Genomic DNA, 12,492 nt, shown 5'->3' with positions numbered 1-12,492 from the left:
CTTTAACGCACAATCGACAATTTAACGTCTTTCGCGGACATTGAACCTGTGTTTGTGTTATTTGGATAACGATATAAACCGAAATCGAAAGTAACCGCCCCAGCAGGAACAACACCTTCATTTTTGTAGAATGAATAAATGTTCGGGATCGTACCAACATCACGCATGTTAATACCAGTGATATACGTATTGTTTGCATCCCAGAACTGCATTACGATGTATGCGCCTTTATTATTCGCGATTGCTGTTGCATCGCGTTTCATTTGACATTGCATACGGATCGTATCGCCAGGTTTCATTCCATAACTGCTTAGTGATGCTTTAGTTACCGCCGCTTGTTGTGTTGCTGTCCATTCCTTGTACTGATATTCCGCTGTGTTAGTCGAAGTGTATTCAACCGGATCAGAAACAATATAATCAAGTTCTGCGAAGTTATGAGAACTGATTTTCTTATCGCTGTTCGTTCCAGATGGAGAAACAGGAAGAGAAAGCAGCATATCAATCGGGTTTTGGGTTCCAGTATCATCGACTTCGGAAAGCGTTTGCATCCTGATACCATTGACACCAATTGCCGCCCCGTTGCGATCGGTTTCGGTTCGTGGAACTTTACTGATCTGGACATTGCGACACTGAGCAAGCCCCACTTTCACGGTAGACGGGTAGTGATATACCATACAGCCCATCTTCACGTTTAGCGCGTCCGTAGGGATAGTGAAATACGCTGATAAAGAATGCCATTCATCAGGAGCTAACCCAGTAGTTCGTATGATCGCAGAGGATAACCATTGACCAGAGGCGTTCTGTGACCACATATAGAGATAACATTCACCGCCAGCATCACGAAGTTCTTGCGAGCAATACACATCACCAGTGAACTTGAAGATGTCTCCCAGGAAAACAGTAGAACCAATATCCCACATCCCGTATAAATGGAAGCCGTAAGCACTGCCACTGTTCTGATATACCTGAACATCATCAACCATTCTTTCAGGAATACCAGTTACCCCGATATCACTGAATTCATCGAATACAACCTCAACAAAACTCGTCGTGTTGTCTTTGAGTCCACTACCAGAACCACCTACGAAGTTTTCCATACAGATCTTTTTCATCGTGGATGAATAGATTGCTGAATAGGATGAACGTTGCGGGTTGTTTGTTGATGATGACGGCGTGTTAAAGAATCGTGTTTCAGGCCATGCAACCGATCCGATTGTGCGCATATAACTCAAAAACGCATCGGTAGATTTTATAGCATCGAACGTATAGAAACATACAATTCTGTTTGCTGGAAGTGTAGATAGGTAATCACTAATCGCAGTCCCATTCGTAGTAGGATCACCATACATATCAAAAGTTTTGAAATCCAGCAAAGCCAAACTCGTACCGTCAATTACAGCAAGGTTAATCCCTCGACCGCGCTGTACGTTTCGGTTAATAATATCAGCCCCATTGATAGATACCTCAACCGAGTTGACCGCAGAATCGTTATTCGTTCCACGGACAACAAGGCGATATTTCACGGCGTTTGCTTCTGAAAACACACTCGCCGTGAAACTATCAGGGCCGAATAACGCCATAAATTCGTTATTCGCCATTTAAATTATTCCTCCCACACAAATTCACAAGTCTTAGTGACTGGATTTGCGAAGATTTTCACGTTACCGATTTTGATGTAGTCGCGAACAACCAGAGTATCAACGGTTGAACCCGCCAGCGCAACAGCACCGATTTCCGCAGGAGTCGGACGACGACCCGCATGATAAATCAGGTTTCCGTTGATCATCGCTTTGTTGTAATCGGTGATGTTGATGTTGAATTCAGTCAACACCTGATCATTGATGCCAGTTAAGCGCATTTTCTGAGTCGCCCCAGAGAAATCACCCGCCTGAATATGACCAGTACCGTTTACACTGGTAAAGCGTCCACCCGTACCGCTAACGTTAACCGCCAGGGTTCCCGTCATCGTATCACCCGTCGCATTGACGTAGGTACTGTCAAGATGCTGAGTGAAGTTTCGAGTGTTGATCACGGTTGCAGTAGTCACGCCGTTATCATTACTGATTGTCACACCGTTCCAACCGTTAGTTGCAGCGGTTCGTAATTGTACCGTAGGAGTTGCATCACTTGCAACAAACAGATCGCCAGCGGTATTGATATTTGCAAGGGCTTTACCGTTCAAGCGAATATTCGTACCGTAGTACGCCATAGCGCCGTTAGAAGTATCACCGATAGTCAGAACATCAACCAAATCCGTTGCACCCGTTGCAAGGCGGTACATGCTTCCCTGAACCGTTTCATGCCAGATAGTATCCGTTGAACCACCACGGAAAGTACGAAGCAGGTTTTTGGTTCCCGCAGTAGCAGTGCTCAAAACAGTATTAGCATAAACCGTGTTTGCTTTCGCAGACTGGTTAATGTTGTTGTTTGAGGTCATAACCGCGTTAACTGCTACCGCAGCGTTCGCAGTCAGTGTGCCGTTAGTGGTTACATTGCCTACGAAGTTGCTCGTACCGTTAAAGGTGTTATTACCTGTCACGGTCTGATCAGCATCGCGACGCATCCAGCTTGCAGCAACCACACCGCCCAGACTCAAACTATTCTGTGCTGTTGCCATTTTCGGTAAGAAGTTTTGCAGAGCAAAGTTCAGACCGCGAGGCGATACAGCATAAAAATCTTCCAGGTAGCTATCTACTGCCTGAGTAGAACCAACCAGATTATCACCGATAAAGGTGTTTGATTTGGTTGTGATAAACACAGCACCGCGTCGGGTAGTTGTTGCGCCCCATGCCGGATCAGTACCATTAAGGAACTGCATTGTTGCCGGAGTGATTGCTAAGTTAGTAGCAGTACCCGCGCCAGCTTCCGCATTAGTCGCACAACGAATGATACCTTCTGCTGTATCAGTTGATTTCTTCGCTTGCAGTTTCTTCGCAGTGATAATCACATCATCACGCGTACCCGCATCAGTTTCGCCCTGAGTCGCTACGCGTAAAGTACCACGTTGCGTTTCGGTAGCAGAAACAATCCCCAGGTTAACCGTTGTCCAGATAGTACCGGACTGAGTTAAACCATCAGCAGTTGCAACCGCAACATGACTTGTAACGTCGAAGAACTCTTTCAGCTTAACCGGAACAACTGCCTTATTCGTCACTGTACCTGCTGCAACTTCCGCAGTAGTAGCGAGGGCAATAATACCATCAAGTGATTCAGTAGCCTTGCGGTCGTTCAACTTCTTAGGCGTTACCGCACGAAGATCATCAACACCGTTATTTGTTTCTGTCTGAGTAGCGATTTCAATCAAACCGATTCGCGATTCAGTAGACGTTTTACGATGTAACATTTCAGGAGTTACTACAATCGGCATTGAAGCAGATCCAGCAGCAGCACCAGTTACCACTTCGTTTTCGGTCGCCAGAACAACCAGACCTTTTGACTTTTCGGTCGCCGTCTTCTCGTTCAATGATTTCGGAGTCAGTAAGTCAACACCGTTATTGAAGTTGTAGACGTTAGTACCAGCATCCCCACGTAAAGCCCCCTCCGCTGTCGTAGCGCCCGTTGTAACGAGTTTCCCGATACCTGCTAGGGTTTCGGTCGCGCGGCGTGTGTCGAGCTTCTTAGGCGTGATTGCGGTAGTGTCATCAGTACCAGCGTTTGTTTCTGCCTGGGTAGCGATTTCCAGCACCCCACGACGATCTTCGGTTGCTGATCGTTCGTTCAGCTTTTTAGGCGTCACGATCACGTCATCAAGGAAGGTTGCTGTCGTGTTCTGGTTAACTTCCGCAGTTGTTGCCAGGCGAGCGATACCACGACGCGTTTCAGTAGCGGTTTTATTCGCCAGTGTGCGCGGGGTTATTGCCAGTTCATCAGACGGTAAATCTTCCCAGTTTTTGTTTACTTCTGCCTGTGTAGCCAGTGCGATAACACCCAGACGAGAACGGTTTGTTGGATCGACGCGTTCAATGATCGGGCGATACTGTGCAACTACCCATTCTTTCGTAGCTTTCAGATATGACAGTTCCATATATGGAAGATAGTCAGTATCGGCGTTGAAAGTCAGAGTGTCAACACTGAACCAGTCATCAGGCGGATAATCCTTACGCTGTGGGAACTGCATCATGTTTTTATTGGTGCGGATCTTTTCACCGGAACCATCTTTAACTTTGATTGTACAGTTCTGCGTTTTCCCCATCATGTACATACTGATATATACGCGATCACCTTCTGCAACATCTTGCGGAAGAGTCAGCGTTACATTACGTACAGTTGGTGGGTTGACAGCAATCGGAGTGATGAACACGTAATCGTTCGGCAACATGTTCAGGTCATCACTGATACGACGCAGACGAACGCGCTGATCACCGTCATAAACAACCCAACGGTTATTAGCCTGATCGAACATGAAAATACCATAACCGGAACGCTGTGAAGTCACAGAGGGTACGTTATTGATACCGTCATAACTGATCGTGTGTCCGCTACCGGGATAAACTTGCAGAGTCGCAACGTTCACCGAAGCAAGACGATCCAGATCGTAGGTTGTGATTGAATCACCATCGTTTGCATACTTCGGCAACTGGAGGGTGATTTTACCTGTACCGCTGTTACGGAATGTTACCATACCCGCTTGCATTTGGAAAGGAAGCAAACCAGTTGCGTTTACAAACTGAGAATCGCGGTTATCACGCATTTCCGCTACACGCCATAAGTTACCGTTGAAGATAAACGCTACGGTCATATATGGGTGAGTCAGTCGGTAAGAGCTTGACTGAATATCACGCAGACGGATCTGACGAGTGTTTGAACGTACCAGAATGCTGTTGACACCAGCAAGACCGCCACCGTCTTTAAAGGTTACAATATCACCTTCAATCGGGGAATCTGGCAGAATGTACGATAGTTCAGAGAATCGCCCATCACACATCATGTACGTACCAGACTCAACAGGCAAGCCGTCTGGATTGGTTACGTTGTTATATACCCATTTTGGATCATTACGTGTTGCGATCCACTTTGTTTCATCGAAAGCCCCCGCAGGTGATGCGATATCAGCGCGAGCGTACCAGATACGACGCGCGTAAATGATAGCCATGAAAGCAGCATAGCCACGGGTTGAATCGTACTGTTGTACGGTGTTAAATTCGTTAAAAAAGTCAACGTTCACGCCGTCACTCAACACGGAGCGCGATGCTTTACCAACGTTGATAACTTTTTCGCCAGCAGCATCAAGGCCACTTGTGGCGCGGAATGATTTAGCTACCATTATCGTTTTTCCTTTATCTATTCAATACTGATATTTATAAACAAAAAAGGCGACCATCAAGTCGCCTTTTTCTCACGGTAATTGTTCAGCCAATCTTTGACAATCGCGTGATGAAGAGGATTCGCATAATCTAATTTGTTTCTTTTCTTGTATGGCGTAAAAGCGTTTTTCTCTTTGTCCGTCATTTGGAAAAGGGTTTGAAATGATTTGCGTTGCCTTTTCGTTTGAACTGCTTCTGTGGTTTCGATAATGGCATCGGGAAAATATTTTTCCTTCATGTATTTCGCTAACCGCATATCAGGCACAAATAAATTAATCTTTCTTTTGCTGTTGTTGTGTCGGATATCAGAACGAGCGCATAACTGAAAGGCTGGTTCGTAATATTTACTGACAACATAAGCATCAACTAATTCTTCCTCTTCGAGTCCAGAGGACACCGCAACCGCTCGCAACATTTGACGAAGCCAGGGTAACGGGTTGTAACTGAATAATGCTACCACGTTAGTATAGCTCGAATAGAAGTTCAATCCGTGCGAGTTATACGGGATTTCCTGCCCCTCGCTAAACTTCGATCGATACGTGTTGGTGCAATAGATGAACTGTTCGCCCCCTAAAAGCGCCTCCACGCGTTTTTTAATCTGGGTGTATACTGTCGTCCCAGATTGAGAGAGATCACCCGTATAACGCGAATAATCCCCCTCTGCGAGCACATGTATTTTAATGCGCTTCGTGTTTTTATATTGCTTAAAGTCAACCAGCGTTTGAAGCGGTGAATCTTTGAACTCCACATCATGAAACGTTTGTAGGATCTTCCCTGTAATCGTATCTTTGATGTTGGATGAAGCAATGGTTACATTTTTGAACTTCCACTGGCTTACGTCATGATCCTCTACGAAGTAACAGACATATCCCGAATCGCTACATTGCATCTTCACCGGAATAGCCCCTAACAGAGCACGGTAAAGCGGGAACATCTTCATTGCGATATCATCACGTTTACGAAGCCCATCATAGGCTAATCGTGTAACCAGTTCTCGTTTTTCTTCGTCAAGTTTTAAATCAACGATATCATCGGCATTGCAACTAAACGGCAAGCAAATCTCGCGTATGTGCTTGATATTGCTATTAAATCGCAGACTTTCGAACGCAACCAAATCAGGAACTTCGTCAATGTACAGAGAAAAATCCTTATACAAATCAAAGTCATCAATGTTTTTGAGTGCTGCATGAGTGATAAAGATCACATCATAATCTTTGACAACCTCACGCAGCGCATCATTATTGGTTCTTTTGGTTCGGTGATCCGTGTCCACAATCACCGCTCGTTTCCCTTTTACCTGGTTGATGTAGTAGTCATAAGACTGTTTTGATAACATCATGGAAATCGAAGCGATGATTGCTTTTTCGCCCGTTTGATTGATATGGTTCAGAATCGCCTTTGTTTTACCACTTGACGGAACACATTCAATCGTATGAAAGATCATTTATTCTTAGCGTATTTCTTCTGGTATTTCTTGATTGCTTCGTCGGTGATCTGTTTAGGCATTTGACGTGCTTTCTTCGGTTTCAGTGGTTCGACACCGAAGATTTCAACGCCGTAATGTTTCAGCATCATTGCAACGATTTCCTGACGAATGAAGTTGCGGCTAACCTTTTCAGGGAATTGATCTTTAATCTGCTTATGAAGACGATCTTCGAGCGCGTCCAGGTGAGTAGGAGTGATGATCGCGGTGTTATCGCGTTCAACGAATTTCTCCATGTATTCCATCGTTTCAGCATGAACAGCATTTGCAGCAGGGAGTAAAATTTCACGGCTCATTTAATCACCAATAAGTTGTTTCAGTTGCAGATAACCGCCGATAAGTTTGTTATCGACAAAAATACGCGGGTATTGAAACGCTAAACTACGTTGCCTTACCCGTTTTGCTAACTCTTCGATACGTGGGCGATCGTATTCAAAGCCCAGATCGTTTTTCGCTTCTTTCAGAACGGGATAAAATGTATATTCTATCCCTTTTTCTGTCAACAGCTTTTGTGCTTGTATACACCCGTAACAGTTATGAAGACTTTCGGGAATTCCGTAGATTTCGACTTTCATTCTTCTTTCCGTATGGTTTGAGATCCTGCAAAATACGCTTTTTCTCTTTGCCTAACAGTTTTTCGATATTCTCAACAGCGGTTAACTGAGTGTGCAGATCGAACAGGTTTGCAATCTGGTCTTCCTGCATTTTCAGTTCAGATTCCATGTTGATTTGATAGATGCTACCACCACCGAAAACATGTTGCAAGGCGAAACGAAGCATTGCATCGGATTTACGTACTGGCATCGGTGCAATGCTCAACGTTTCCAGGTTAGCCCCGAATGATGGATCGATGCGGAGATCACGCAGAGGATTTTCCTGTACAGGGCGATACGTGAATTTAGGGATATCCATCAGGCACAGATCCGAACCAGTGACACCAGCGGAAACCTCTTCCGGTGTAGCGATACGCATAACGTTTTCAGCCTTTACACCTTTACCCAGATTAACTTCTTCTGGTTCTTCTGTGGTGAATTCACCATCTTCCGGCGTTACTTCCTTGAACCATTTCCATAGTGATGCAGGGAGTTCATATTCGTAACCACCGTCCATGATAAATGCGCGGTCTTCGAACTCACCGATCGAGGTGCGATCAATAGTCACGTAACCTTTTTCACGAATGATGTTTGCGATACCTGTTTTCCAGGTTTTCTCTGCAAAGATTTCAGGGGATACGGTTAAACCGTAAGTTTTTCCAGCGAATAATTCCATGATTACCTCAAATAAAAAAGGGGATGCCGTAAGCACCCCCGAATTATATTACTTACTTGCCAGCAATGCAAGTTTTGCGGCGGCTTCACGAACTGCGCGAGCTTTCTGCGCAACAACTTCGATCGCTTTCTGGTGTTCTGCCAGCGCGTCTTCTACTGCCAGCGCAGCAGCGATGATCTCTTTATCGCGTTGCTGTTTGGCAATGTCAACAGTCTGAACCGCTGGGGTATCTGCCTGAACTGTACCAGTACCGAGTTCACGGAAGAACTTACGCTCACGATGCATAATATACGGGAGAGTACGATCTAGTGTGATAGATGCATCACCGTCGCCGTCAACAGACTCAAGCACCATAACACCGTTGTTGTTTTTGATGTGATCTACAATACGCTTGTTAGCAGCATGAGAACGACGGAAACCAGGTTCATCTACCAGAACATACGGACGACCAGCAACGAAGTTATAAGGCATAGCTTCAACCGTTGCTGGCTGTGGCGCAGCAGGTTTTGCAACTGGTTCGGTTGTCGCTGGAGCGAGGTTAACACCACCATCCAGTTCAGAATCCAGATCCGGTTTCGCTGGCGCAGGAGCAACGGACGGTTTGCCTACTGGTTTTGGCTTTTTAGCACGTTTTGGCGCTGGGGCTTTAGCTGGAGCAACTTCTGTGAAGTATTTCGCTTCCCATGCACGAAGGGTAAACATTGCAACACCGACCGGAGCGTCAAAGGTGTAGGTGTCACCGTTACGGCGTGTGATGGTTACAACACCATCCAGATGTTTGTTGATCTGTTTCGCCTGTACGCTATTGGCTGTGTTTTTGCCGTCATTGGTGAAACCTTCGACATCAACCAGCTTGTATTTTTTGCCGTTTTCGAAACGGGTTTCTTTTGTTCTCACCGTCCACGGATGTGAACCGTTTCCTTTGGTGATGTTTTTCAGTGGGATCGACCACTTCCAGCAATAGTCACGGGCTTCTTTACGGGTTTTGAAATTCAGAATCATGATATTATCTCTCAATTGGGTTAAATTTATGCTACGTGGATATCTTAACAGAACTACCAACCAGGTCAAGCGATATTTTTAATTTCGATGGAATTCTTTTTGAACTCAATCATTCGCTGATTATCCGAACCGCGAAACGGTTTCTTAGTCGGTAGATCCTTTTCGTACCTTCCATCAATCAGAACATCAATGAATGGTAACAGCTTAGAGCGTTCTGTATCGCCCTGTAAGGCTTCGAGGGTGTAACCCGTCCAAACCCACACATCTTTATCAGGGAACGTCGCACGGACGCGCTGGAGCAGTTTTAAGAGCGTCGGATGATTGGTGCGGTAAAACGGATCGCCGCCTGTAAGCGTCAACCCGTCCACATGGGGATTTGAAAGGAGTTTAATCAACTCGTTTTCAGTCTCTTCGGTGTATGGTGTACCGTTGCGGGGATTCCATGTTGATTTGTTGTAGCAACCTTCGCATTTATGATTGCAGCCAGTCACGAACAACACTACACGGATTCCTTTACCGTTAACCACATCCATGTTATAGATGCGGTCAAAGTTCATCAGCCTTTCGCCTCTGGGAACAGATTGTTCAGCGTATGGGTGTCTAATTTCAGTTGAATCATTTTATAGTGCCTTTCTTCTCAAGGATCAGTTCTTTGATCCGTTCCACGATTACGGCGTATTCCCAGTTGGCTAACTTCTGGGTATCACACCACTGTTGAAAATCCTTCATTGCTTTTACGTGACCTTCTTTCCAGTAAGTCACCGCGATTTCGTTGCAAAGATTTTCAGTAGCAGTATTTTTGATTTTCATGATTTAGCCCCTATAGTTTGTTGTCTACAGGGGCATATTATAACATCATTCGTCGTCCGTCAACTCTTTTTTGAATCCGACATAATAAGCATCAGATCCATTCCATGTGGAGGCGTTAACGCTACCAAACAGAACACGACAAGGCATATGTTTAAGTGCAGACTCTACCACCTGGGATACTGAATCCAGCGGATTGCTACCAGATACCCAGCGGAGAAGATGACGATCATCACTGTTAATCGGATCGACGAATTCGAAGTTGATTCCGTTTTCAATCAATTCGTGTAGCAGAAAGTTAATCGCTTTGCACTGCGCTTTGTTAATCAGCATAAATCACCTACCAGATCTTTATCAATTTTGGTGTATGTGAGCGCCGGATCATACTTCTCCAGCACGTTCTTTTTGCACGAATGGATGAATTTTTCCATTGCGCGGGCTTTCATCAACACTTTGAAATCTTCACCAAAGCATTGTTTGACTGTGGGAATTGCACGAGCCGCTTTGTCACAATCAATGATCAGCTTGTATTCGCCTTGTGTTGTGGCGACTACCATTGAAATCAGAACACAACCATCAAATCCTTTTTCATTGATTTTATGGAAGTTCAGCTTATCCGTAGTGCTTGCCAGGTTCGCATAACGATCCCCGCGAATGCTACCCGGAGAACTATACCGCGAAACGTTGATTGATGGAATACGAATATCTTCAACGATATCACATGACGCAACAGCTTCAACGAAATCAAGAATTCTGGTCGCTTTGATGACGTGCGCCTTAAACGAACCGACTTCTAACTCATATTCATCTTTCCAGCCTGAATAGTAGTCAACCGCAGGGCTAATCGCTTTCATGAGCGCTTCGGGAATGTTAATGTGCCATAGCTGTTCTGCGTACTGTTTGCGCCAGTCTGGATAAGTTTTACGTGCTGGTTTGAATGCACTGTTGCCGTCTTCGAACATCATTTCACTTTTCCTCTCTTTTTCGTAAATGTCGTACACACTTCTTCGTTCGTAAGCGTCTTTTAGGTTGCTGTTTACTATACTATCATGCGTCAGTTCTTCGCAATACTTTTTATCCCATTCAGAACACGCATGTTCAACCATTTCCTGAAAAACGCGCTGTGGAACATTCCCATCTACAAGAATCCTCAATAAGCGATCAGTATCATCATTCGGTAAAGTATGAAAGTTTTTAGGAAGTTTAACATAGAAGTTTCTCGCACGAGAAATCAACCATTCTTCACCGCGATCACGTTCAATAGTGTAATCGTACATAGCAAAAAAGGGGCTTGCGCCCCTTCCTCTTATTTCGCGTTCAGGGAGTCGATGTAAGCGCTAACGTCAGCGGAGGTTACAGAAGCGGCATTTTTGCCACCCAGCAACACATCAATCTTCGTCACGATGGTATCGACGCTTACGGAGGTGTGGCCTACAGCGGCGATCACGTCTTCTGGTACAGTCAGACCCAGACTTTCGGTTTGCTTGTTCAGTTCGATGATCTCCAGGTTGATTTTGACATCAGCCAGTTTGCGATCCAGTTCGACGACAGAGAGATCAATCTCTTTGTTCATCCCTTCCAGTTCTTCGATCTTCGTCTGCAAGCCCTGCCAGATGTTACGGTGTTGCAGCGCCAGCACGTAATGACTGTTGGACACTTCCTGCCCCGCCGCCAGCAGTTTTTTGATCTCCGACTCTTTACCAGTGTGAAGGTCTTTGTGTTCTTTGACTTTCTTTTTCAACTTCACGATTTCCTGAACAGCAGAAACGCGAGTATGTTGCAGACGGTCGATCTCTTTGATCAGGATACGTGCAGCACTGCGCCAGGCTTCTTCTGGGGAAGTGTTTTGTTCAATTGCAGTTTCAACTTTACCAGTCACGAATGCTACGATTTTCTTGAACATAATTTTACCTTATTTGATTTCAAATTGATTGGTGAACCATTCAGGGGCTTTAACAACTTTCCCCTCTCTGATATAACCGATTTTACATAGTTCGTTGGTCAAGTCAAGTCTTTTTCCACCCGCCATGTAAAATTTTAATCTGCTTACTGGGATCACCGGACGGATAACGTCACGATAGCCGAAATGCGCACTACGCACCACTATAGAGAGCATACGCAATCGGTTGATGCAACCAGTATACGAACGCCCAGTAGCGAGGGAGAAGTCCTCCAGCGTAACTCCAGGGGCAATTGCACCTATCAGATCAAGATAATCCTTTTCAACCCAGAACCGCCCAACAGAACATTTCGATACACCCTCAGCCATTACCGCGTTTGGGTGTTTCTCGTCTTCGCGCTTCTTTTTGTCCTCAAGGAACTTATTGAACCGGATTTCTTCGAGTCGGTTTTCCCGTTCTACCCGTGCGCGTACACGGGAGGGAAACAAAGTATCAAGGATTTTCCCGATCATATCGTTGGCTTTCCGTTTGGTCGTTTAAGATCGAAAGGAACATTCACAGGCCGGACGGTTTCTAATTGGAGATATTGTTCCATCCCCACACGCTTACCGCCTACTTTGTTATAACGGATGTTCTTTCCGTCATAGCCTACAGCCTGTGAAATGTAGTAGTGCTTAGTTTCGCGTAAACACTCCATCCATTCTTGTGTTCCGGTTTTGTTGCGTAC

13 protein-coding genes are annotated in these 12,492 nt (G+C 45.2%); all 13 read right to left on the bottom strand.

Annotated features, from left to right (window positions below; all coding sequences use genetic code 11):
* Window positions 1-2: 2 nt before the first annotated feature.
* The 13 genes from ACFOWS_RS16955 to ACFOWS_RS16895 all read right to left on the bottom strand — a co-directional run bounded on the left by ACFOWS_RS16955 (window position 3) and on the right by ACFOWS_RS16895 (window position 12,462).
* A complete protein-coding gene (locus ACFOWS_RS16955; RefSeq protein ID WP_379767201.1) occupies window positions 3-1,598 on the bottom strand; it encodes an interleukin-like EMT inducer domain-containing protein in 1,596 nt (531 codons plus the stop codon).
* Between the two features lie 5 nt (window positions 1,599-1,603).
* Window positions 1,604-5,263 carry a hypothetical protein gene (locus tag ACFOWS_RS16950; protein WP_379767198.1) on the bottom strand — a complete coding sequence of 1,220 codons (3,660 nt, stop codon included), beginning with the start codon at window positions 5,261-5,263 and terminating at the stop codon, window positions 1,604-1,606.
* Between the two features lie 56 nt (window positions 5,264-5,319).
* Window positions 5,320-6,747 (bottom strand): hypothetical protein, encoded by a 1,428-nt coding sequence (locus ACFOWS_RS16945; protein WP_379767195.1) that lies wholly within the window; start codon window positions 6,745-6,747, stop codon window positions 5,320-5,322.
* Window positions 6,744-7,082 carry a DUF7570 family protein gene (locus ACFOWS_RS16940; protein WP_349043925.1) on the bottom strand — a complete coding sequence of 113 codons (339 nt, stop codon included), beginning with the start codon at window positions 7,080-7,082 and terminating at the stop codon, window positions 6,744-6,746. Before ACFOWS_RS16940 ends, ACFOWS_RS16945 begins: the two co-directional genes overlap by 4 nt.
* Window positions 7,083-7,361, bottom strand: coding sequence for a glutaredoxin domain-containing protein (locus ACFOWS_RS16935; protein ID WP_016028224.1), 279 nt, complete (start codon window positions 7,359-7,361; stop codon window positions 7,083-7,085).
* A complete protein-coding gene (locus tag ACFOWS_RS16930) occupies window positions 7,321-8,055 on the bottom strand; it encodes a hypothetical protein (RefSeq protein WP_379767190.1) in 735 nt (244 codons plus the stop codon). The genes ACFOWS_RS16935 and ACFOWS_RS16930 overlap by 41 nt, the downstream gene beginning before the upstream one ends.
* Before the next feature lie 48 nt (window positions 8,056-8,103).
* Window positions 8,104-9,072, bottom strand: coding sequence for a hypothetical protein (locus ACFOWS_RS16925; RefSeq protein ID WP_379767187.1), 969 nt, complete (start codon window positions 9,070-9,072; stop codon window positions 8,104-8,106).
* 50 nt (window positions 9,073-9,122) lie between these two features.
* Complete coding sequence (gene nrdG, locus ACFOWS_RS16920) at window positions 9,123-9,614, bottom strand: anaerobic ribonucleoside-triphosphate reductase activating protein (RefSeq protein ID WP_349043928.1); 492 nt, start codon at window positions 9,612-9,614, stop codon at window positions 9,123-9,125.
* Window positions 9,615-9,672: 58 nt separating this feature from the next.
* Window positions 9,673-9,867: a hypothetical protein gene (locus ACFOWS_RS16915; protein ID WP_016028219.1), complete on the bottom strand. Its 195-nt coding sequence runs from the start codon at window positions 9,865-9,867 to the stop codon at window positions 9,673-9,675.
* A 323-nt stretch (window positions 9,868-10,190) separates the two neighbouring features.
* Window positions 10,191-11,141 (bottom strand): hypothetical protein, encoded by a 951-nt coding sequence (locus tag ACFOWS_RS16910; protein ID WP_379767183.1) that lies wholly within the window; start codon window positions 11,139-11,141, stop codon window positions 10,191-10,193.
* Between the two features lie 29 nt (window positions 11,142-11,170).
* Entirely contained in the window at window positions 11,171-11,767 is a 597-nt protein-coding gene (locus ACFOWS_RS16905) for a hypothetical protein (RefSeq protein WP_379767180.1), read from the bottom strand.
* Between the two features lie 9 nt (window positions 11,768-11,776).
* On the bottom strand, window positions 11,777-12,277 hold the full coding sequence (locus ACFOWS_RS16900; RefSeq protein WP_379767177.1) for a hypothetical protein: 501 nt from the start codon (window positions 12,275-12,277) through the stop codon (window positions 11,777-11,779).
* Entirely contained in the window at window positions 12,274-12,462 is a 189-nt protein-coding gene (locus tag ACFOWS_RS16895) for a hypothetical protein (RefSeq protein WP_379767174.1), read from the bottom strand. Before ACFOWS_RS16895 ends, ACFOWS_RS16900 begins: the two co-directional genes overlap by 4 nt.
* Window positions 12,463-12,492 lie beyond the last annotated feature (30 nt).

The organism is Flagellimonas marina (genome assembly GCF_042651185.1).
In the GTDB taxonomy this organism is placed as follows: domain Bacteria; phylum Bacteroidota; class Bacteroidia; order Flavobacteriales; family Flavobacteriaceae; genus Flagellimonas; species Flagellimonas marina.
The sequence above is the reverse complement of the archived record's forward strand: the minus strand, read 5'-3'. Positions and strand labels throughout refer to the sequence as shown.